Origin of the sequence: Flavobacterium sp. MFBS3-15, assembly GCF_026107645.2 — a bacterium.
Lineage (GTDB): Bacteria > Bacteroidota > Bacteroidia > Flavobacteriales > Flavobacteriaceae > Flavobacterium.
This window is the reverse complement of record NZ_JAPCHV010000008.1, coordinates 138,397-160,629: the sequence shown is the minus strand read 5'-3', so window position 1 is coordinate 160,629 and position 22,233 is coordinate 138,397. Positions and strand designations below refer to the sequence as shown.

Below are 22,233 nucleotides of genomic sequence, written 5' to 3'. Positions count from 1 at the left end.
ACAAACAACAAACAAACTATCTCTCAGATGAACAACAATGTTTTATACGAAAAGGAACTTTCCTTCCAGGCCGACAGGCGCAGGGCAGGCGTTGAATTCATAAAGATCGTAAGCGACCTGTGGTATGACAAATCCATCGAACTGGTGCTTTTCCGCAACCAACTTATCGACCGCAGCGTAAGCGACATCATGAACCTCCACGAGTATGCCGGCGAATTTGTGCAAAAGCCCATCAACGTGTTCGATAGCGTTGAGATCGCACGTGCCATCGAAGCCCTCGACCTCCCTCCTTCCCGCATAGACATTGGCAAACTTACCTACGAATACCATCTGGAAGACGACAAATACAACGACGCCACCGCCTTCGTTATTGACAAGCTGAAAGGCGCCCGCACATCAGGCTCTATACAGCCGAAAGACGTTGTGCTGTACGGCTTTGGCCGCATCGGGAGGCTGTTGGCCCGCGAAATGATGTCCAAAATCGGGAAGGGTAACCAGCTGCGCCTCAGGGCCATAGTAGTGCGCGACAAGAACGACGCGGTACTCCTTGAAAAGCGCGCTTCCCTCCTGCGCCACGACTCTATCCACGGGGATTTTGAAGGCTCGGTGAGTGCCGACTTCGAGTCCGGATCGCTGATCATCAACGGGACTACCGTGCACATTATCAGTGCCGCACAGCCTGAGGACATTGACTATACCCAATACGGCATCAGCAATGCCCTGCTTATCGACAATACCGGCGCCTTTACTACCGAAGAAGCCCTCCGCCGCCACCTGGCCTCCCACGGCATCGAGAAGGTGCTCCTTACCGCTCCCGGTAAGGGCGTTCCGAATATCGTATACGGCGTGAACCACAACGAACACAGCCCTGAAGAAGTAGATATCTACTCGGCGGCATCGTGTACGACCAACGCTATTACCCCGATACTCAAGGCAGTAGAAGACACCCTGGGCGTAGTGAAAGGCCACCTCGAGACCATCCATGCCTATACCAACGACCAGAACCTGGTAGACAACATGCACAAGAAATACCGCCGCGGCCGTGCTGCCGGACTCAACATGGTGATTACCGAAACCGGTGCCGGAAGCGCCGTTGCCAAAGCCCTGCCGTCGCTGGCCGGGAAGCTGACTTCCAATGCGATACGGGTTCCGGTGCCCAATGGCTCGCTGGTGGTGCTCAACCTTGAGGTGGAGCGCGCTACCACGGTGGCCGAGGTCAACGAGATCATGAAGCACTATGCCCTTGAGGGTGAGTTGGTTGAGCAGATCAAATACAGCATGAACAACGAGCTGGTATCGAGCGACATCGTGGGTACGGCACAGCCTGCCATATACGACAGCAACGCCACCATCGTGAGCGCAGATGGCAGGAACATAGTACTTTACGTATGGTACGACAACGAATACGGCTACAGCCACCAGGTAATCCGCCTGGCAAAATACATAGCTAAAGTAAGGCGATATACTTACTATTAATAGCTACCTAAACCAATCTTTTTTCCAAATCCGTGGCTCGCAACAGCCGCGGATTTTTTTTTCAGGGGTATTTTAGGGGTATTTTTAGGTGAATGGCATGACTTTAGGAGGATACTAAAGGAATTTTAAGGTACGTACATGATGATTTTAGGGGTATACGCAGGGGCATTTTAGGGCCTAAAAAACACCTTTGCCCTTTTTTTTGGCGAATTTTGGAAAACCACTACCCAAAACACCAAATGCTAAAAAATTTCTTACAGAAAAAGATTTGGCTAGTTGCCTCCCGCGATTTTGTGTCATTTGGCTACGCCGAACCACTTCGTTAGGTTTCGACCGCAGCCTGCGAAGTGGAGAAATCCCAAAACGGAAGCAATTGGAATTTCGGGTAATCGAACCCCGTCGATTCCACATGTGTAGGTTTTATGTTTTTGGGAGCGGAGGGGTTTGGGCTTTTTTAGAAGCGTCTTTCCCGCTTTCCGCTCTATCTCCCTCTGCTCCGCGCCGGGAGTATGCCGCTGCAATCGGGGCTAAAGTAGAATCGGTAGTTGCTTATATGTCGTTAGTTTCTTACGGTCAGTTTTAATCTTCAACCATTGTCTTCCTGACTTCATCATATCTAAATGTGATATGATATTTTTTTCATTTAGTAAAATATTATTGTTTTCGTCAATTCTTCCATATACAAAAACATATAAGCCAATATTGGGATCGACCGAGTTAGTTTGAAATTCCTCTAATGCTTTTTCAAACAGTGAATTATATTTGTTTTTTAGTCTCGAAAGACTATACTTAGATAACGAGTCTTTGTTAATTTTAACCTTATAATTATCAATACTATCTGAAGATTTATCTTTTGACTTGTACCCAAGCATAGTAAAGAGTACTTTATCTGAGTATTTGTCGAAGACACCTTTATTCGTCACTGATAACCTTAGCCTGCCGTAAAAAATTCGATCATTGCGTAAGGTAGAGGGATCTGTATTACTATCAATCTTCTTAAATAAATATCTATATTGAATTTTAGTATTATTTATTTCAATTTCAACATCTCTGTTATAGGGAAAGCCCAAATACCAATCCACAATCCTATCAATTCCTTGAACTCTATTTTTTCTATCGAACTTGATATTTTCGCTGTCAAATTCATATGTAGTGGCGATTCCTCCCTTGCCAGTAATTCCCTCATCTTGGCTATTTAGCCTTGCTTTTGTAGTCTTTACTTGCTTTATTTCGCTGTCGTCCTCGTTGAGATTAAAAACAGAAGGATAACCAATCTTTTTTATTTGTGTTATATTTAGTTTTTGATTTTTTCCAACTTGATATAGCTCATTCAAAATAGCATATTTGCAAGTATCGATATGTTCTCTATTCCGGTATTTTTTAAAATGCGGTTTCCTGTGATCTTTTTTGCTTATGCATGCTGGAGCCATTCGAACAGAACATTGCTCATCGAGACATACAAATTCAAGTTCTCTGTAATTTGGATAAAGTTCAAGCAGCATATCTGCTTTAACAATCTCATTTGTATTAAAAATCCTAGCTTTATTCATGGCTTAAAAATTAATAATTTTTAACTGGACTAATTGTCGCTATGCAATTTAGTCTTGTAGATATAGTTAAGGAACTATCAGCGAACCTTTGTAGTTGAAAAACTAGCTCATAAAGAAGCTATATCAATTATAGTGAAAATCAATAATTTAAACCATATATTTATCTAGCAGCTATTATTATCTTCATTTAAAACACTAATGAAAAAATCTCCGATAGCACCAATACTGAAAAATAAAAAGTAAATAAATTTTAAGAGTAAAGTCAAAAAAATAATTTTTAAAATCATTTCAAGTAATATATGCCAAAAAATCTTCATAGACTCAACTTTCCACTCTATATCAAACTTGTAATCAAATACATTATAACTAAAAAAATCCGTGAGAAAGGTTTTATAAATTAATATCAATACTATAATCAAAACTGATAATATTATATTTTCAAGTGTTACAAAAATATATCTATTTGTAAAAGCCTTAAATAATCTAAGTCTCTCCAATGCTCCCTGACTCTTCCTTTCTATATCTGTTAAATGACTATTTGGGTCTTTAGCAAATTTATCATATACTAATATTAGAACTGGAATAATTAATGTTGCAAAAATCGATGTAAATGTTAGAATAGCATTTACAAGATCATCGGATATTTTAATCACGAAAAGACTTATAATGATTGCTATTAAAGTTACATACAGGTTAAACTTGGTGATTATACTAAAAAAAACTGTTGGTTCCACATTAGAGGACAAGTCCCTGTGTCTCCATTCAAAGCTCTTTAAGCAGATTTTTCTTAAGTTATCAAAAGTTCTAATCCTCTCCATAAATCTCTTCTTCTAATTCTGGAAGCAATTCATTTATGCAATAAACTTTCAAAGTCTCCCAGTCTGGGTTACCATTTTCGTTGATGACAACAGAGTCAATCTTCTCTAGATAAATTGATGGCTGTATCGAAATATTGTCGTTATTAATTTCAAAACGAGCAGGATTTTTCAAGGTGTCACTTTTCAAATAGCCCGCTTTTGTATTGAAGGATTCAAGCTCCATTTCATTCTCTGGAAATTTAAATAGAGCTTTATTAATTATTTTCTTCCACTTAGGTAAGGATTGGACTGGAATACTTTCATTAACAGGGGTAATAATGATTTTGACATTGAACTTACCGGACAGTTTATCTCTACCATCTTCTGATAATTGATTTACAACCAAATTATTTGTTTGATAATTTAGTTCACTAACAATAGCAGTATTTCTCGCAAGATCAGCGAAACTAGTAGGAAAATGAGGTGCGACAACAGCTTCATACGTTTGTCCAGTAAGCTTGAATAGTTTTTTTATAAAAGGTCTGAAAATGTCATCAATTTTATCAGTTCCGTAACTTTGAAGAATAAGTATTCCTACTTTCTTATCCAATTTTGTCTGTAGTAAAAAATAAAAATCGTCTTGTATAATTATATTTTTTCCCAGCTTTTTACTTTCCCTTTTTGTTCTTCTATCACCGGTGGATTTCCCAACATCATATGGGCCACCTTCCAAAACACCATGAATAACGAAGTTATTTACGCCCTTTTTCACATCATTGCTTAATCTAAATGCCTTCCTTCTTTTGCCGTCTTCATTATAATCGGGATTATCCGACTTGAACATATCTGTAAAAAATTTATTGAAAATTTTATCATCTTTAGCATTCTCCTTCAATCCATATTTTTTTATAAAAAATTCTCTAAATGAATAAAATTCTTTTCTTCTCTCTGAACTTGGAGAAAGAATAACTCTATATACTTCTATTTTAGGATTCTTCATAATAATCTAATTATATTGCCTTCCAAATTATTTCGAAGCTCCTTGCTTCACCTTCTAGTAAAGGAAGAAAAGTTAAGTCGCCGATAATATTTTCATGCATCTTAGCATTTCTGACATCTAATACTGCAAAAATTACATTATCATCCACGTGAGTCCGTAATTGATTCTCCATTAGCGACAATATTTGCCCAATTTTATCTTTTGTAAGCTTATCAGCTTTAAAATATAGTTTTATAACATACGAGACACCGTCTATTAATAGTCCGACTTCTGGATTTATTTTTATATCTAAATCTCCAACCTTCCAATGGTCGAAAGGCGGCTCAAACCACTTTAATTTTTTTCTTCCCCAAAACTTTTGATATCCTTTGATTGCGGTTGGATAGTTATCTATTTTCTTTTTATCGGACAAGAATTCTAGAATTTCTTCAAGTTTAGCTTTACCACCATCTTCCTGATGATTTTGAACAATTCCATCTCTAATTGGTTTGTAAAAATCTGACGAGGGGTGATAATCATCTCGATTCTTAACTTGTCTTACCTTAGTCATCTTACTACTACCTGATTTATTTACAAAGTCTAGAAAATCGGTAAGAGATATTTTCATGGTTTTAGTTCTTCGAGTCATACTACCTTAAATATTTTATAAAATTATAAAAAATTAACACAATAATTAAATGCTATAAAATTAATTATTGCGAATTGCAAAGAATAGTAATTTATTTAAATTATATATAGGTAAAATTACCTGTTTTTATAAAACAGGTAATTTCCGCAAAAATGTTAAAATTAGAGACCCGATATCCTCGCAACGCAGCGAAGAGATAAAGGCGAAATTCCGCTGAAATGCGGGAGAGCACGGGAACTACGTTTAGCAATTACACGAAGCCCCGGCGCTCCTTATTTGTATTCAGTCACAGTCGCAGTTTTCAGTCCCACTCCTGCCTCAGGAAAGATTGCCGCGCTCCGTTCCTCCGCTCGCAAACCTAACGAAGTGGTTCGGCGCAGCCAATGCAGCACGGGGAGAAAATCTGTGGTCATCCGTACAAATCAGCGTCATCCGCGTTCTATTTAGAGATTCTTCGACTCCGCTGCGCTGCGCTCAGAATGACAAACGCCACTCCTGCCTCAAGGAAAGATTGCTTCGTCGTTCCTCCTCGCAAACCTAACGCAGTGGTTCGACGCAGTCAATGACTAACCACCCCGCCCGCCGCGGCGGGCACCCCTTTAGGGGAGGGGAATAAAAAAACTCCCCGGCTTTCACCGGGGAGTTCCTATTTAAAAACTAAAAATTATTTACGCTTTTGCGGCTTCGGCGCCGGCGGCTGCGATAAGGTTCAGTGCCGACCCTGCTACGAACCAGCCGATCTGGCCTTCGTTGTAGCTGTGGTTGCACAGGATGGTGTCCTTTGTGCCGTCGTCGTGGATCACCTCAAGGGTTAGCTGCCTGTTGGGAGCAAACTCCTTCAGGTCAACAAAGTTGAAGGTGTCGTTTTCCTGTATCTTGTCGTAGTCGGCCTCATTGGCAAAGGTAAGCGCGAGCATACCCTGCTTTTTAAGGTTCGTCTCGTGGATACGTGCAAACGATTTTACCAGCACCGCCCTAACGCCCAGGAACCTTGGCTCCATGGCGGCATGCTCACGCGATGAGCCTTCGCCGTAGTTGTGGTCGCCCACCACGATGCTCGGTATGCCGGCAGCCTTGTAGGCACGCGCAGTTGCAGGAACGGCTTCGTACTCGCCCGTTACCTGGTTCTTCACGTTATTGGTCTTTTGGTTATAGGCGTTTACCGCGCCGATAAGCATGTTGTTCGAAATGTTGTCGAGGTGCCCACGGAAACGCAGCCACGGACCCGCCATCGAGATGTGGTCGGTAGTACATTTCCCGAATGCCTTGATCAGCAGCTTGGCACCCATGATGTTCTCGCCGTTCCATGGCTCAAACGGGGCAAGCAGCTGAAGCCTTTCGGAAGTTGGGCTCACCACCACCTGCACTTTGGAACCGTCGGCAGCCGGGGCCTGGTAGCCCGGGTCTTCCGCGTCAAAGCCTTTCGGCGGAAGCTCGTTGCCTGTTGGTTCGTCCAGCATTACCTCTTCGCCATCTTCGTTGATGAGCTTGTCGGTGATCGGGTTAAAGCCCAGGTCGCCCGCAATGGCGATCGCCGTTACCAGTTCCGGTGAACCTACGAACGCCAGGGTGTTCGGGTTACCGTCGGCACGCTTGGAGAAGTTACGGTTAAAGGAGTGCACAATGGTGTTGCGCTCTTCCTTCTCGGCACCTTCCCTGTCCCACATCCCGATGCACGGGCCGCAGGCATTGGCAAACACGGTACCGCCCATCTTATCGAACGTGTCGATAAAGCCGTCGCGCTCTATGGTATAACGCACCACTTCCGATCCCGGGGTGATGGTGAATTCTGCTTTGGTTTTCAGTTTCTTTTCAACCACCTGCTTCGCAACGGATGCCGAACGGGAGATGTCCTCGTATGACGAGTTGGTACACGACCCGATAAGGCCTACCTGCACCTGCAAAGGCCAGTCGTTCTTTTTGGCTTCTTCCTTCATTTTAGAGATCGGCGTAGCCAAATCCGGCGTGAACGGCCCGTTAAGGTGCGGCTCCAGCTCAGAAAGGTTGATCTCGATCACCTGGTCGAAGTAGTCGTGCGGGTTGGCATATACCTCAGCATCAGCCGTAAGGTAAGGAGCTACCTCTTTGGCAGCGTCGGCCACATCGGCACGGTTGGTGGCACGCAGGTAGCGGTCCATCGAATCGTCGTACCCAAAGGTAGAAGTCGTTGCACCCACCTCGGCGCCCATGTTGCAGATGGTACCTTTACCGGTACATGACATGGCTTTTGCGCCTTCGCCAAAATATTCTATTACAGCGCCGGTTCCGCCTTTTACGGTAAGGATGCCGGCAACTTTAAGGATAACGTCTTTAGGGGCTGTCCATCCTGATAGCTTACCTGTCAGGTGTACGCCTATGAGTTTCGGGAATTTAAGTTCCCATGCCATGCCGCTCATTACGTCAACAGCGTCGGCGCCACCAACACCAATGGCCAGCATGCCAAGGCCACCCGCGTTCACGGTGTGGGAGTCGGTACCGATCATCATACCGCCCGGGAAGGCGTAGTTTTCCAGCACTACCTGGTGGATGATGCCCGCACCCGGTTTCCAGAACCCGATGCCGTACTTGTTGGATATCGAAGAAAGGAAGTCGAATACCTCGTTGCTTTGCTCCTTAGCACGCTTAAGGTCGGTTTTCGCGTCTACTTTCGCCTGTATAAGGTGGTCGCAGTGTACTGTGGTCGGTACGGCTACTTTGGGCTTACCGGCGTGCATGAACTGGAGGAGGGCCATCTGTGCGGTGGCATCCTGGCAGGCAACACGGTCCGGTGCGAAGTCTACATAGTCCTTGCCGCGCTCAAAAGCTTTGGAAGGTGTGCCTTCCCACAGGTGTGAATATAAAATCTTTTCGGATAGCGTAAGCGGTCGCCCGACAAGCTCTCGTGCTTTGTCTACGCGTTCGGCCATGTTAGCATACGCCTTTTTGATCATTTCAATATCAAAAGCCATAGTAAGTGTATTAATGTTCGTTTGTAAAAAGTCCGTAAATTTACGGAAACCTGCGGCAATTAAAAAATTTTTATTGTTTCTTTAGTTTCAGGCAAATATTATTTATAAACATTCTATTTTGCTGAATAAACGGTAACAAATTTAAGAAAGAGGGTCAATTTTTTAGGAATTCGTAATATTTCGATTTTATATTATCAAATTACAAACAAAGGCCTTAAAAAAATAAAAAAGCCACGCTCCAAATTTCTATGGAGGTGGCTTTGAACTTTTTATTGCGGAAGCTAATAGGTTACGGTAAGCACGCTTTCTTCGTTATAGTTGTATTTAACCGTAGCGAAGCGGTAGAGCATCAGGCCGGCCATAAGCATGCCCATGCCGAATACGCCCCAAACGACTAACTGGAACTCGAGCGCGCTGACAGCAAATTTTTCAAATGCCCCCGACTCCGGATGCGCCCAAAGTGCCATGTACGCCGAAGCGATCCCAAAGGCACTGCCGTAAATAAGCCCAAGGAAACGGTTTTTGTAAAATAGCTGGAGGAACATCAGCCATACAATTAAAAGGGCAAAATAATTATATACATCCCCTGTAAAATAATTATCGGCCGCCCAAAAAATGCCCAAACCCATAAAGTAAAGCTCAGGCGTGAATTTTAGTAATGTCTTCATAATGTTTTTTTAGTTGCGCCATAAATATATAACTAATATTACATTCATTTTATTGTATTGTAAATAATTTTTCCGAGATATTATTAACAGGTTAATAAAAATCTGTTGACAATATTAAATTATCAATTTTTAAGAAGTTCATAATCTTTACATTTGGGCGTGGCGCTCCATTGCTTTGCGCGCCGGGCTATCGGCTTTATCTGCTCCGTGCCTCCGCAGGATACCGCCTCACCCGAGGCTGAAAGCCGAATTGGCGAAGCAATCCCTCACGCAGGCGTATCCCCTTCAAAAGGGCCTTTCCATTTCGAACGCAGCCTGGAGTGAGAAATCTCATTACGGCAAAATGAACAGATAAAAAAAAGCTGTCCTAAAACAGCTTCTTGATTATCATTTCCTCGGTGATGCCTTCGGCATCCGCCTTGTAGTTCTTGATTATGCGGTGCCTCAATATACCGGTAGCCACTGCCTGTACATCTTCAATGTCGGGCGAGTACTTGCCGTTCAGTGCAGCATGGGTCTTTGCGGCCAGGATAAGGTTTTGCGAGGCGCGCGGCCCTGCACCCCAGTCGAGGTAGTTCTTTACATAATCATTTGCCAGCGGGCTGCCCGGACGGGTCTTCCCGACAAGTGTCACAGCATATTCCACCACATTGTCGGCCACCGGTATGCGGCGTATCAGGTGCTGGAAGTCCAGTATCTCCTGGGCGGTAAACAAAGGCGTAATTTTTTCGGTGTTGTCGCTGGTAGTGCTTTTTACTACCTGTACCTCTTCGGCAAAAGTAGGATAGTCGAGCTTTATGGCAAACATGAAACGGTCCAGCTGTGCTTCCGGCAGCGGGTAGGTTCCCTCCTGCTCAATCGGGTTTTGGGTAGCCAGTACAAAATAAGGCAGCGACAGCTTATGGTGATGCCCCGCAATGGTTACCGCCTTTTCCTGCATCGCTTCAAGCAGTGCCGCCTGTGTCTTTGGCGGCGTACGGTTGATCTCATCCGCAAGGATGATGTTAGAGAATATAGGTCCCTTTATGAATTTAAACTGCCTGTTCTCATCCAGGATCTCACTGCCCAGGATGTCGCTCGGCATCAGGTCGGGCGTAAACTGGATGCGCTTAAAGTCGAGCCCCAGCGCCTGCGATATAGTGTTTACCATCAGCGTTTTTGCCAATCCCGGCACACCTACCAGCAGGGCATGCCCCCCGGCAAAGATGCTCAGCACAATCTGGCCCACTACTTCCTCCTGGCCTATTATTATTTTCGATATTTCCTTTTTAAGCTCTTTTTGCCTTGTGACTAAATTCTGTATCGCTGCTACGTCTGACATAGTGTTTTATCGGATAAAATTAAAAGGTTGCCTTACCGAGTTTCCCTGTCATTTCTACGAGAGGAGAAATCTCAATCCCTATAACCGAGATTTCTCACTCCTCCGCCGCGGCGGATGCGTTCGAAATGACAACACGTACAAGACAACCCTTCAAACTTAATAAATATTTTTACAGTATCACCTATACCCTTAAGGCAATACCCCTTATTTTTTTGTCCAGTTGTTCACAAACGGGAAATTCTGGTACTCCGGGCTTATCTTTATGTAGGTATCCTTGATTTTCTGGTCACTCCACTTGGCAATTGCCTTCTTCTGCTTTTCCCTGAGGGCAAGATCCTTGATTCGGGTATAGTCCTTGGCATAGTCGGCTGTGTGCTGGTCGTAGCGGTTAGCTACCGTATACAGCTTGTATGTCTTTTCACCCCTTTGACCTTCCACCAGTATGGGCTGCGATACCTCGCCGTCCTTCAGCGATTCTACATCACCATAAACTTCCGGCGGCAGCTTGGTCAGCTCAAAACGCGTCTCAAGCGTCCTTGGGTTCATCAGCAGTCCGCCGCTGTTGCGCGTCTCTTTATCTTCCGACTCCGAGCGTGCCGCATCGGCAAATGATATTTCACCACTCACAATGCGCTGCCTTATCCTCTCAATTTTCTCTTTTGCTTTTACCAACGCTTCAGTGGTCACCTTTGGCGAAAGCAGTATGTGCCTAACATCCAGGTCCTGTCCGCGTATTTTTTCCACATAGATGATATGGAAACCGTATTCGGTTTCGAACGGCTCCGATATCTGCCCTTCATCAGTACTGAAAGCCGCATCCTTGAATTCCTTTACCAGCGGCGACTTCCGGTTCATCTTGATAAAGCCCCCGCTTGACCGCGAACCCGGGTCTTCCGAATAGAGCACGGCCTTGCTGTAAAAGCTGGAACCATCAATTACATCCTTTTTTATCTGCCTGAGGCGGTCAATGACTATTTGCTTTTCGGCCTGCGTTACCTCGGGTTTTATCACGATCTGCGCCACTTCCATCTCCGCCCCGAATACAGGCAATTCCTCTTTCTTAAACTGGGCAAAGTACTGCCTTACCTCTTCAGGGGTAATCTCCACCTCATCCATTATCTTTTTCTGCATCTGCTCGGTAAGCTTCTGGTTCTTTATAAGTTCCGAAAGCTCTGTCCTGAATGCCTCAATGTTTTTCTTCTTGAAGTACTTCACCATCTTTTCTTCCGAACCGATCTGCTGTACAAAAAAGTCAATCTGCCTGTTCATGGTCTCGTTTACCTCAGCATCGGTCACAATGATACTGTCCTGTATCGCATGGTGCGCATACAGCTTGTCTTCCATCAGTTTGCCCAGCAGTTCCCCACGGGGTATTTCCTGTATCGGCATGCCCTGCGCCTGCATTTCGCGGTACATAAGGTCAATGTCCGACTCCAGCACCACAAAGTCGCCCACTACGGCAATTACACCGTCAACTTTGGTACGCCCCTGCGGCATGGCAGGTTTTACCGTATCTTTCGGGGTTTCAGGTATAATCTCCTGTGCACTGGCGGCCATCCCAAAAAATGCCAATACACCCAAAAGGGCAAGCCTATTTATAAACTTCATACTTTTTGTCTTTAATCGCATCATCCGTTATCTCTTTTTCAAACTTCTTTATTAACTCCAGCTTCCTGTTATTTATTATTACCTGTTCCAATGTGGGCCTTATGTATTCAAACGGTGCCACCTGGTTCCTGTCTATCACTCGGGACACCTTTACCAGATACACATCCGTCGAATCCGGGTATTGGTAGCTTATGCCGCTGCCAATGTATTTGTCCCTGTTGTCGGGCGTGATGAAGGGCAGCTTGCTGTACACCTCATTCATCTCTACCCAGGTAGTATCGTTAAAGGCGTAGCTTTTAAACTGTATCGCCATGTCATTTAACGCCTTCAGGTCCTTTTTATTGCCGCTGCCAAACCTGCTTTTCACGGTGCCTAACTTCGGGTGTTCCTTATCCATCCGTATGTACCTGAGCCTCACAAGGGTTCCGGTAGTGCGAAAATTCCCTTTATTATCGTTATAATATTTTACCAGTTCCTCCTCAGCAATTACCGTATCTACCCTCGACTTCACGATCTCCTCCATGTAAGCCTTGGTATACAGGTCTACTTTATACTGGCGTATCAGTTCGTCATATTCCTCCTGCTTCTCCTTGCTCAGGTTCACCTGTGCCCTGCTGTACAGCAGCTTTTGCGAAGCCCAGCGGTCTATGTAGCTCTTTACGATGGCTATGCTGTCCTCTTTCGGGGTACCCGCCGGAACAATCCCCTTCAGGTCGTCGCGGTATAAATACGCATCACCCACCCTTGCCACGGCTTGCGGTTTCTGCCCTTCCCCGGCATCGTTGCAGGAAAAAGCCAGCAGTCCCAGTAGTGGCAGCAGGTAACGTTTCATTACTTTTTATTGATCTGTTTCTTTACTTTTTCAAAAGTATCCTGGTTTACCTTTATGGTAAATTCTTTCTTCAGCTCCGTTACCCAATTGGCCTCCAGGTATTGCTGGTAATCGTTGATCACACGGCCCCTTGCCTCATCGAGTGTTTTCGCACCGGCAGGCATTTGCTTGTTGATCTTTACCACATAGTAGTAGTTCCCTTCACGGATGATGTCAGAAACACCCGTTTTCCATACCGCCTGTTTTGGCAGTGCGTCGCTTCCCTCCTCAAAGGTGCCCGATTTTTCGATGATGTTCACCTTTTTGTCCACGTTCAGCTTCTCTTTGATAAAGGCAGCATCCTTGCCCTGTGCTAACAGTTCTTTGGCCTGTTTCACCATTTTCTCATCGGTAGATGAGTATACATCAGCCTCTACCCTGTTCTTCCATTGGTAGTTCGCCTTGTTCATGTCATAAAATTTCTGCAGCCCAATGGTATCGTTTTTGGCTTTGTCCCAAATTTCCTTCTCCATAAGGTCAAACAGCAGCAGCCCGTCGCGGTACTCCTCCATCACCACGGCAAACTCAGGAAATTCCTTCTCAAGGTTGTCATTATAATATACATTCAGCTGCTCTTCGGTAAACTTATCAAACAAAACCGATGCCAGCCTCGAAACCGGCTTTGCGGTTTGCGGCGACCTTTGCTGGGCATTTACATATTCAAGGAACGTTTTAGCATCTGCCTTGCCGTCGTTATTGATCACAAGCACCGTTTTTCCCTTATAGTCGTCAAGGTTTGCAGGCAGCTTCCATGCTCCCGAATAAATACTGTCAGTTATTGCTTTTACGGCAAGCTCATAGCCGGCATTATCCTTTTTAACGCTATATTTCTTCTTCAGCTTTTTGGTCATCGATTCCGCAATAAGCTTCGAGCGGTCGTCCTTGCGTATCCTGTTCTCGAAATCCGGCTTAACCTCATCAAGCGTTTTTACCGGATGCTTTTCTATCAGCTTTACGATGTGCCATCCGAAAGCCGATTCAAAAGGTTCCGATATCTGGCCCGGCTTTGTCAGTGCAAAGGCATGATCCTCAAACACGGTAGAGCTTAGTTCGCCTGAGCTGAACCTGTTCAGCTGGCCGCCCCCCGCAGAGGTCGATTTGTCCTGTGAAAACTGTTTTGCCAACGCGGCAAAATCCTCGCCCTGCTGCAGCTTCTGGTATATTTCGTTGATGGTATTTTTAGCCTTGGCGGCTTCTTCGGGATTGTCTTTCTTGGGCTTCATGATCATGATGTGCGCCGCGGTGATGTCGCCCCTGTTTTCCCTCACGTCGTTCACCTTAATTAAGTGGTAGCCAAAACGCGTACGGATGGGCTGCGACACCTGCCCTTTCGGGGTGTTATAAGCTCCCGACTCAAACGGGTACACCATCCTGAACACGCTGAAGTAGCCCAGGCTGCCATTATTCTCCTTTGCGGAGGGGTCTTCGGAATATTGTGCGGCCAGCTTGCCAAAATCTTCGCCTGCCATTATTTTTTTGCGTACATCCACGGCTTTATTGTAGGCCTTCAGCGTATCGGCCGGCAGGGCGTTCTCATCGGCGAGGAACAAAATGTGAGATGCGTTGATCTCTTTTTTGGATCGTTCGTAGGCTTCATTAATGAGCGCAGTGGTTACTTTAGAGTCGGTCAGGTAATTTTTAGACAGCTGCGTACGGTACGTTTTCAGCTCGCCCTGGTATTTTTTTCCTTCCTGCAGGCCCAGCTTATAGGCTTTGTTCACCTTAAGCTTGTAGCCAATGAAAAGGTCGAGGTAGTTGTCGAGGTCTTTTTGCGAATCATCCTTTACAAGGTCAAGGTTCTTGTTGTAAACCCTGATAAATTCGTCGGTATAATACGGTTTGTTGTCAATGGTAAAAAGGGTTTCTTTCTTGGCTTCTGCCGAATTCCCCTGTGTAGATTTGCACCCTGTAATGGCAATGGCCGTGAACATAAGGCCAGCAAGAACATGTTTTAATTTCATTATAACTGTAAATTTATAAAGTACCGTTAGTAAACGCAATGTAAGCGCAAAAAGTATACGTGGCATTTTGCGACCAACAAAAGTAACAATTCATAAAGACTAAACAAGAATATATTTTGCATTATGAGGGTTTATGTCAATTTAATTGTCTATATTTAAAGTACGAAACACTTTCGCACCCTTATCTGACCCGCTATGAAGAATATCTTTACATTTTTGGCCGCCCTGAGCCTGCTCCTTGCCGGCCCGGGACATGAAACGGACGACTCCTTTTATTAGTGTAATCCTTAAAAAGATAACGAAAGCCCAAAGGTTTACGGAACCTTTGGGCTTTTGTTTGTTTGTCAATTTTCTATTTTTCCATCCCGACAGCAGGAGAAATCCCCTCTTCCATTTCGACCGAAGGGAGAAATCTCTCTATTCCATTTCGACCAACGGGAGAAATCTCAAGTTCACGAATATTAACCAAGATTTCTCTCTCCGTAAACTCCGTTCGAAATGGAAAAAACGCATTTCGACGACAGCCCCTCTTCCATTTCGACCAAAGGGAGAAATCTCAAGTTCACGGATGCAACCGAGATTTCTCTCCGTAAGCTCCGTTCGAAATGGAAAACGCATCCCGACCAACGGAAGAATCTAAAAAAAAACATTATTTTAGTATATGCAAAATACACTCGGAACCCATAATTACTATGTGTACATAATGACTAATAAAGTCAAAACCGTACTATATATCGGTTTCACCAAAGATTTAAGGGACAGGGTTTACAATCACAACACGCCAGATCCGTTATCCAAAGCATTTACTGCAAAATACCGATGTTTCTATCTGATATATTGGGAGCATTATTCTGATGTTCAAATCGCTATCGACAGAGAAACAGAGCTAAAAAAATGGAGGCGCAGTAAGAAAGATGCCCTTATATCCGAATTCAATCCTGATTGGAAGTTCCTTAATGATGAGATTTGATCTTTACTGAGATTTCTCTCTCCGCAGGCTCCGTTCGAAATGGAAAACGCATTTCGACGACATCCCCTCTTCCATTTCGACCAACGGGAGAAATCTCTCTATTCCATTTCGACCAAAGGGAGAAATCTCAAATTCACGGAAGCCAACTGAGAGATTTCTCTCTCCGTAAACTCCGTTCGAAATGGAAAACGCATTTCGACGAGAGCCCCTCTTCCATTTCGACCAAAGGGAGAAATCTCAAGTTCACGGAAGCCAACTGAGAGATTTCTCACTCCGTAAACTCCGTTCGAAATGGAAAACGCATTTCGACGAGAGCCCCTCTTCCATTTTGACCGAAGGGAGAAATCTCAAATTCACGGAAGCCAACTGAGAGATTTCTCACTCCGTAAACTCCGTTCGAAATGGAAAACGCATTTCGACGAGAGCCCCTCTTCCATTTCGACCGGAGGGAGAAAACTCAAGTTCACGGATGTAACCGAGATTTCTCACTCCGTAAACTCCGTTCGAAATGGAAAACGTGAGGCCTACTTCCTCACAATTATAAAATCACTCCTTCGGTTCAGTTGGTGCTCCTCTTCGGTACACTCCACATCGTTGCTGCATTGGTTGCGGAGGCGGGATTCGCCATAGCCATGCACGCTTTCAATGCGTTTCGGGTCGATGCCCTTTGCAATGATATAACTGAACGTCGACTTAGCCCTGTCATCCGAAAGGCGCATGTTGTAGTCGTCTTTACCCCGGGAGTCGGTGTGCGATTCGATTCTAATGATGATATCCGGGAAATGCTGCATCACATACACTACTTTGTCCAGCTCGGCAGCGCCCTGCGGGGTAACATAGTATTGGTCGAAGTCAAAATAAATAGGGTTGATATCGATCTTCTCTACGTTATCCTCAATGCGTACCAGCTCTTCGTACTTACCTAAAACAAAGTCGACATTTTTAAGTTCGCCGGTCACTTTCCCCGTTTCCACATCTTTCCCGTCTGAAGAATAGCCTTCTTTGGAGGCAGTGATGTGTTGTTTTAAACTGCATGGAGCGTTGAAAGTATATTTCCCATGTATGTCAGTAATCGCGGAAACAACCGAGTCGCTATGTGCTGTCAACAATCTTACGCCTGCAATAGGCAGCCCGTCTTTTTTATTCCGAACCGTGCCGGAGATTGTATAAGTACACGGCTTCTGCCTTTCCTGTTTAAAAAAATAAATATCATCGTCACCCTTACCGCCTTTGCGGTTGGACGACAGGTAACCTGAAGTTCCTCTTTCGTTGATGATAAACCCAAAATCATCGCCATTGCTGTTGATGGGCTCACCCATATTCAGTGGGAAAGCGAACTCCATGTCCTTGCCGATTTTTACAGAGAACACATCCAGGCCGCCCAGCCCGTAATGCGCATCCGAAGAAAAATAGAGTGTATCGCCCTGCACATAAGGGAACATCTCCCTCCCTATGGTATTGATGTCCGGCCCGGCATTTACCGGCGTTCCAAAAGTACCGTCGCTGTAAATTTCCACATAGTAAAGATCCGTTTCGCCATACCCGCCCGGCATATCCGACACAAAAAACATATACTTGCCATCGGCACTCAGAGCGGGGTGCCCCACCGAAAAATCTTCACTGCAAAATGGCAGCTTCTCCTGCTTTTCGAGTTTGTCGCCCTTTATGGTGCCTTTTACTATTTGTATGTTGTTCGTCCCTTTTTGATCGTCCACCAGCTTGTTGCCTTTCTTCACATTGTTTACACTGAAGTACACCGTTTTCAGGTCAGGCGAAAAAATAGCCGCCGCATTGTGGTACGTAGTCTGGCCTTTCTGCAAAAACTTTTTGTCTTTAGAAAATGCCCCGGTAGCGGTGTCGCGTTTGGCCTCATACAACACCAGGTAGGGCTGGTCGTTCCAGGAATATTTCTTTTTGCCTACGGTATCCCGGCTGGAGGCATACACTACCTTATCGCCATACCATGCCACGCCAAAGTCGGCTTTATTTGAATTGACCGCCAGGTTAGATACGCTATACTTTGCATGGTCGGTAAGGCCGTTCCTGTAATCAAAAAAGTTGGCCTTTTGGTGCATCATCCTGCCCATGCCATTCAGGTCGCCCCTCGCCTCCATCCGGCTGAACTGCAATTCATCAGCCACTTCATATTTCTCTCCGGCGCGCAGGGCCAGCAGGTAGCGGTGGAAGTGCGTGTCGCTCATTTTCCCGCCCTGCAATTCATGGAGTTTGGAATACCACCGCAGCGCGCTCCCCATATTATTGATATAATAATAGGAGTCGGCGGCTTTGGCCACTACCTCAGCTTTCGGTTTTTTGGCATCAGCCAAATAGTCTTCATATAATTTTGCGGCTTCGGTATATTCGAAGGCGGCATACTTGCGGTCGGCTTTCAGGAGCTTTTGCGCAAAGCCCTGTGTCATGCAAAAAAGGAAAGCCAGTAAAAATAATGTTCTTTTCATAGTTTGCAATTTTAGAAGAACCGTGGCGATTTGACGCGTGAACCCGACGGCACCAACTGGAACCTCAGGATGATCTCGTGCGAACCGTCATTATACTTGTTCAATTCCGTAACCGAGTAGTCATACGAATACCCCGCAAAGATGCTCTTGGTGATCTGGAAGCCGGCCAGCGCGCTCACCGAATCGTCCCAACGGTAGGAAGCGCCCAGCGTAACCGTATTTTGTATCAGGAAGTTGGCCGAGGCATCTACAATGAGCGGCGAACCCGAAACGATCTTGCCCAGCACTGCCGGCTTGAATTTCAGGTCGTCCGTCAGGTCGAACACATAGCCGCCCATCACGTAATAGTGCAGCCGGTCCGACACCGTAGCCTCCTGCACGTCATCATAATAATCCGACCGCAAAAAGTTCGGCACCGAAACACCGGCATACCATTTCTCGTCGTACACATAGATGCCCGACCCAATGGTAGCGTTTATCCTGTTGTTGATGTTGGTATTCAGCAGCGGGTCGCCCTCCTGGTAGTACCGGCCTTTGGACCAGTCGATGTTGAGCATACGGGCGCCGGCACGAAGCCCGAAAGCAATTTTGGTATCGGCCCCCAACGGCAGTGTATAGGAGAAATTCCCATTGACAAAAGTCTCGTTAGATGGCCCAAGCCTGTCGTTTACTACGCTCAGTCCCAGCCCGACATTATCGGCCAGCATAGGCGCATGGATGGTAAACGCCTGTGTTTGCGGCGCCCCATCAATGCCGACCCACTGCGTGCGGTGCTGCAACGTCGCCTCGAGATTGCCGGTCGACCCGGTATAGCCCGGATTTACGGTAAGAGTGTTGTACATATACTGCGTATACTGCGGGTCCTGCTGGGCCGGCAGCTGCATTACATTAAATATAATGAGTACCGGCAGCCATCGCGCCAGCTTCGTTATCAGGGGATTGGAGTTTGTTGGTTGGCACACTTTTTCTTAGCAATTAAAAACTGTAGCTGTAAAAATAGTGTTTTCAGGGATATGTGGGAAAATATTGAGGGTAAAATGCTTATTGTGTGTAAATAGGGAGTATAGGTGATGGGAATTTTGGCGGGTTTGCGCGGATTTTTCCTTGAGAGGTTTGTAAACACACGTAGAACGTTTGAGTCTTTGCGAGGAGGAACGACGAAGCAATCTTTATAAATTCAGATCTTTGTAAAGTGCCGCAATGACTCTATCTACTTTATCAACAAATATTGGATAGCCAGACATCCAATTAATATCTGTATTTTTATCTGCTGCAATATTAAGTTCAGCATTATTTAGTAAACTCATTTCGCCAATTAAATCTTCAAATTCTTTACGACTTTTACTACTCAAAAATATAGAATGTTTTTCATAAAGCCTGTGCAGTTTCTCTCTATGAGTAAGTGCTCCTTCGCCTTCTTCTGGATGTGGTGCAAATTCATTTCCTGAATTTTCAGCAATTACTGCCATAAGATAACGCTTAAAATCTGTCAGCCCTTCATTAATTTGCTGAAAAGCTGCGACTTTTTGTTGTATTAAAATTTCTGTTTTCTTAGACTTAAGTCCAAATCTATAACCAATATAAGTAGCTATACATGGAACCGCTAATGCGGTCGACTTTACAACCAAATCCCAATCTACAACCTTAACTAATGAAACCATTTTGCGTTTTAATTACTGAACTCAAATATACCCAATTTCCCCAAAACTATGTTTTCCAAAATATAAACCCTATTTTTGCACGGTTTTATAAAAAGCATACCCATGAGTTTTAAAGAAGAAATTGAAAGAAGGCGCACCTTCGGCATCATCTCGCACCCCGATGCGGGTAAGACCACGCTAACCGAAAAGCTGCTCCTTTTCGGGGGCGCGATACAGGAGGCCGGCGCCGTAAAGAGCAACAAGATAAAGAAGGGCGCAACGTCCGACTTCATGGAGATCGAGCGCCAGAGGGGTATCTCGGTGGCGACATCGGTGCTTGCTTTCAATTACAAGGATAAAAAGATCAATATCCTCGATACGCCCGGCCACAAGGACTTTGCCGAGGATACCTTCCGTACCCTTACCGCGGTAGACAGCGTTATCGTGGTGATCGACGTGGCAAAAGGGGTCGAGGAACAGACCGAAAAGCTCGTACAGGTGTGCCGCATGCGCAATATCCCGATGCTGGTTTTCATCAATAAATTGGACCGTGAGGGTAAGGATGCGTTCGACCTGATGGACGAGGTGGAGCAAAAGCTCGGCCTTACCGTTACCCCTCTCAGCTTCCCCATCGGCATGGGCTACGACTTTCAGGGCATCTACAACATCTGGGAAAAGAACATCAACCTGTTCAGCGGCGACAGCCGTAAGAACATAGAAGAAACCATAGCGTTTTCGGACATCAACAACCCGGAACTCGACAATATCATCGGCGCAAAGCCGGCAGTGAAGCTCCGCGAGGAACTGGAGCTTATCGACGAGGTGTACCCGGCATTCGACCGCCAGGCCTACCTTGACGGCAAACTGCAGCCGGTGTTCTTCGGTTCGGCACTCAACAACTTTGGGGTGCGAGAACTGTTGGACTGCTTCATCGAGATCGCCCCTTCGCCAAGGCCTAAGGACAGCGATACCCGCGAAGTGAAGCCCGATGAGGACAAGTTTGCCGGCTTTGTATTCAAGATACACGCCAACATGGACCCAAAGCACCGCGACCGTATCGCGTTCGTGAAGATTGTTTCGGGTAAGTTCGAGCGCAACAAGCCCTACCTGCACGTACGCCATAACAAGAACCTGAAATTCTCCAGCCCGAATGCTTTTTTTGCGGAGAAAAAGGAAATTGTGGACGTGTCCTACCCCGGCGATATTGTCGGCCTGCACGACACGGGCAACTTTAAGATAGGCGACACGCTTACCGAGGGCGAACAAATGAGCTTTAAGGGCATCCCGAGCTTCTCCCCGGAGCACTTCCGCTACATCAACAATGCCGACCCAATGAAGGCCAAGCAGCTTGAAAAAGGCATCGACCAGCTGATGGACGAAGGTGTGGCACAGCTATTTACCCTCGAAATGAATGGCCGTAAGGTCATCGGTACCGTGGGCGCGCTGCAGTATGAAGTAATCCAGTACCGCCTGGAGCATGAATATGGCGCCAAGTGTTCCTACGAAAACTTCCCGGCCTACAAAGCCTGCTGGGTAAAGCCGGACGACCCGAAGAACGAGGAGTTCGCCGAATTCAAGCGCATCAAGCAGAAATTTTTGGCCAAAGACAAATTCGGGCAGCTGGTATTTTTGGCCGACTCGGATTTCTCCATACAAATGACACAATCCAAATACCCGAGCGTAAAGCTGTTCTTTACGTCGGAGTTTGATTAACGATACTAAGCCGTCTGAAAAGATGGCTTTTTTATTGATTCCTATTCCGCAGTTTCCATTTCTACAGCAGGAGAAATCCCCAACTTATTTACGTTATCACCCGAGATTTCTCTCTCAGTAAACTCCGTTCGAAATGGAAAACATCCCCCTTTCATTCGTCCCAACGGGAGAAATCTCGTTCTTCCATTTCGACCAACGGGAGAAATCTCAATTTATTTACGTTATCACCTGAGATTTCTCACTTCGTAAACTCCGTTCGAAATGGAAACACATTCAACGACAGGTGCGGCCCTTCCATTTCGACCAACGGGAGAAATCTCAATTTATTTACGTTATCATTCGAGATTTCTCTCTCCGTAAACTTCGTTCGAAATGGAAAAGTATCGGCCCTGCCTCTATAAACTAGCTTAAAAACCGCTGCTGACAGGGCTTCCGAGACTCATTCATGATTGCAGGATTCTGCTTCCCTGCACGCAGAAAATGACTTCCTGAATTTAAAAAAACTTCCCTTTTTACTACAACATAGGACTACACATTTTGCCATTTAAACATAATAGTTTGATTTTTAAATCAATATAAATACGTTGTCTATACTTTGTCTATGCCTTATTTTGTAGGTTTTT

General features: G+C 45.3%; 16 protein-coding genes. 3 read left to right on the top strand and 13 right to left on the bottom strand.

Annotated elements, in window-relative coordinates:
- Window positions 1-27: 27 nt before the first annotated feature.
- Window positions 28-1,476 (top strand): glyceraldehyde-3-phosphate dehydrogenase, encoded by a 1,449-nt coding sequence (locus OGH69_RS09010; RefSeq protein ID WP_265174128.1) that lies wholly within the window; start codon window positions 28-30, stop codon window positions 1,474-1,476.
- Window positions 1,477-2,003: 527 nt separating this feature from the next.
- On the opposite strand, the gene OGH69_RS09005 is transcribed toward OGH69_RS09010, so the two are convergent.
- From OGH69_RS09005 to OGH69_RS08960, 10 genes are all read right to left on the bottom strand, one after another.
- Window positions 2,004-3,026, bottom strand: a complete 1,023-nt coding sequence (locus tag OGH69_RS09005) for a hypothetical protein (RefSeq protein WP_265174127.1) — start codon at window positions 3,024-3,026, stop codon at window positions 2,004-2,006.
- A gap of 164 nt (window positions 3,027-3,190) precedes the next feature.
- On the bottom strand, window positions 3,191-3,844 hold the full coding sequence (locus OGH69_RS09000; RefSeq protein WP_265174126.1) for a hypothetical protein: 654 nt from the start codon (window positions 3,842-3,844) through the stop codon (window positions 3,191-3,193).
- The gene (locus OGH69_RS08995) at window positions 3,831-4,823 is read right to left on the bottom strand and encodes a hypothetical protein (RefSeq protein WP_265174125.1); all 993 of its coding nucleotides are present in this window, start codon (window positions 4,821-4,823) and stop codon (window positions 3,831-3,833) included. Before OGH69_RS08995 ends, OGH69_RS09000 begins: the two co-directional genes overlap by 14 nt.
- A gap of 10 nt (window positions 4,824-4,833) precedes the next feature.
- Window positions 4,834-5,430 (bottom strand): hypothetical protein, encoded by a 597-nt coding sequence (locus OGH69_RS08990; protein WP_265174124.1) that lies wholly within the window; start codon window positions 5,428-5,430, stop codon window positions 4,834-4,836.
- Window positions 5,431-6,119: 689 nt separating this feature from the next.
- Entirely contained in the window at window positions 6,120-8,399 is a 2,280-nt protein-coding gene (locus OGH69_RS08985) for an aconitate hydratase (RefSeq protein ID WP_265174123.1), read from the bottom strand.
- A 281-nt stretch (window positions 8,400-8,680) separates the two neighbouring features.
- The gene (locus tag OGH69_RS08980; protein ID WP_265174122.1) at window positions 8,681-9,067 is read right to left on the bottom strand and encodes a hypothetical protein; all 387 of its coding nucleotides are present in this window, start codon (window positions 9,065-9,067) and stop codon (window positions 8,681-8,683) included.
- A 367-nt stretch (window positions 9,068-9,434) separates the two neighbouring features.
- Window positions 9,435-10,388 carry an AAA family ATPase gene (locus OGH69_RS08975; RefSeq protein WP_265174121.1) on the bottom strand — a complete coding sequence of 318 codons (954 nt, stop codon included), beginning with the start codon at window positions 10,386-10,388 and terminating at the stop codon, window positions 9,435-9,437.
- A 204-nt stretch (window positions 10,389-10,592) separates the two neighbouring features.
- Window positions 10,593-11,996 carry a peptidylprolyl isomerase gene (locus tag OGH69_RS08970; protein ID WP_265174120.1) on the bottom strand — a complete coding sequence of 468 codons (1,404 nt, stop codon included), beginning with the start codon at window positions 11,994-11,996 and terminating at the stop codon, window positions 10,593-10,595.
- The gene (locus tag OGH69_RS08965) at window positions 11,980-12,828 is read right to left on the bottom strand and encodes a hypothetical protein (RefSeq protein WP_265174119.1); all 849 of its coding nucleotides are present in this window, start codon (window positions 12,826-12,828) and stop codon (window positions 11,980-11,982) included. Before OGH69_RS08965 ends, OGH69_RS08970 begins: the two co-directional genes overlap by 17 nt.
- Window positions 12,828-14,828, bottom strand: a complete 2,001-nt coding sequence (locus OGH69_RS08960; RefSeq protein WP_265174118.1) for a peptidylprolyl isomerase — start codon at window positions 14,826-14,828, stop codon at window positions 12,828-12,830. The genes OGH69_RS08965 and OGH69_RS08960 overlap by 1 nt, the downstream gene beginning before the upstream one ends.
- A gap of 661 nt (window positions 14,829-15,489) precedes the next feature.
- On the opposite strand from OGH69_RS08960, the gene OGH69_RS08955 reads away from it, so the two are divergent.
- Window positions 15,490-15,798 (top strand): GIY-YIG nuclease family protein, encoded by a 309-nt coding sequence (locus tag OGH69_RS08955; RefSeq protein ID WP_265174117.1) that lies wholly within the window; start codon window positions 15,490-15,492, stop codon window positions 15,796-15,798.
- 524 nt (window positions 15,799-16,322) lie between these two features.
- Here OGH69_RS08955 and OGH69_RS08950 read toward each other — a convergent pair.
- From OGH69_RS08950 to OGH69_RS08940, 3 genes are all read right to left on the bottom strand, one after another.
- Entirely contained in the window at window positions 16,323-18,257 is a 1,935-nt protein-coding gene (locus OGH69_RS08950; RefSeq protein ID WP_265174116.1) for an OmpA family protein, read from the bottom strand.
- A gap of 11 nt (window positions 18,258-18,268) precedes the next feature.
- The gene (locus tag OGH69_RS08945; RefSeq protein ID WP_306354380.1) at window positions 18,269-19,219 is read right to left on the bottom strand and encodes a PorP/SprF family type IX secretion system membrane protein; all 951 of its coding nucleotides are present in this window, start codon (window positions 19,217-19,219) and stop codon (window positions 18,269-18,271) included.
- Between the two features lie 207 nt (window positions 19,220-19,426).
- Entirely contained in the window at window positions 19,427-19,918 is a 492-nt protein-coding gene (locus OGH69_RS08940; RefSeq protein WP_265174115.1) for a hypothetical protein, read from the bottom strand.
- A 102-nt stretch (window positions 19,919-20,020) separates the two neighbouring features.
- On the opposite strand from OGH69_RS08940, the gene OGH69_RS08935 reads away from it, so the two are divergent.
- Entirely contained in the window at window positions 20,021-21,610 is a 1,590-nt protein-coding gene (locus OGH69_RS08935; protein WP_265174114.1) for a peptide chain release factor 3, read from the top strand.
- Window positions 21,611-22,233 lie beyond the last annotated feature (623 nt).

Excerpts from the sequence above, each read along its gene's own strand:
- OGH69_RS08995 (WP_265174125.1), bottom strand. The coding sequence starts at position 4,823 with ATGAAGAATCCTAAAATAGAAGTATATAGAGTTATTCTTTCTCCAAGT.
- OGH69_RS08940 (WP_265174115.1), bottom strand. The coding sequence starts at position 19,918 with ATGGTTTCATTAGTTAAGGTTGTAGATTGGGATTTGGTTGTAAAGTCG.
- OGH69_RS08960 (WP_265174118.1), bottom strand. The coding sequence starts at position 14,828 with ATGAAATTAAAACATGTTCTTGCTGGCCTTATGTTCACGGCCATTGCC.
- OGH69_RS08980 (WP_265174122.1), bottom strand. The coding sequence starts at position 9,067 with ATGAAGACATTACTAAAATTCACGCCTGAGCTTTACTTTATGGGTTTG.
- OGH69_RS08970 (WP_265174120.1), bottom strand. The coding sequence starts at position 11,996 with ATGAAGTTTATAAATAGGCTTGCCCTTTTGGGTGTATTGGCATTTTTT.
- OGH69_RS08975 (WP_265174121.1), bottom strand. The coding sequence starts at position 10,388 with ATGTCAGACGTAGCAGCGATACAGAATTTAGTCACAAGGCAAAAAGAG.
- OGH69_RS09005 (WP_265174127.1), bottom strand. The coding sequence starts at position 3,026 with ATGAATAAAGCTAGGATTTTTAATACAAATGAGATTGTTAAAGCAGAT.
- OGH69_RS09000 (WP_265174126.1), bottom strand. The coding sequence starts at position 3,844 with ATGGAGAGGATTAGAACTTTTGATAACTTAAGAAAAATCTGCTTAAAG.
- OGH69_RS08935 (WP_265174114.1), top strand. The coding sequence starts at position 20,021 with ATGAGTTTTAAAGAAGAAATTGAAAGAAGGCGCACCTTCGGCATCATC.
- OGH69_RS09010 (WP_265174128.1), top strand. The coding sequence starts at position 28 with ATGAACAACAATGTTTTATACGAAAAGGAACTTTCCTTCCAGGCCGAC.
- OGH69_RS08965 (WP_265174119.1), bottom strand. The coding sequence starts at position 12,828 with ATGAAACGTTACCTGCTGCCACTACTGGGACTGCTGGCTTTTTCCTGC.
- OGH69_RS08985 (WP_265174123.1), bottom strand. The coding sequence starts at position 8,399 with ATGGCTTTTGATATTGAAATGATCAAAAAGGCGTATGCTAACATGGCC.
- OGH69_RS08990 (WP_265174124.1), bottom strand. The coding sequence starts at position 5,430 with ATGAAAATATCTCTTACCGATTTTCTAGACTTTGTAAATAAATCAGGT.
- OGH69_RS08950 (WP_265174116.1), bottom strand. The coding sequence starts at position 18,257 with ATGAAAAGAACATTATTTTTACTGGCTTTCCTTTTTTGCATGACACAG.
- OGH69_RS08955 (WP_265174117.1), top strand. The coding sequence starts at position 15,490 with ATGCAAAATACACTCGGAACCCATAATTACTATGTGTACATAATGACT.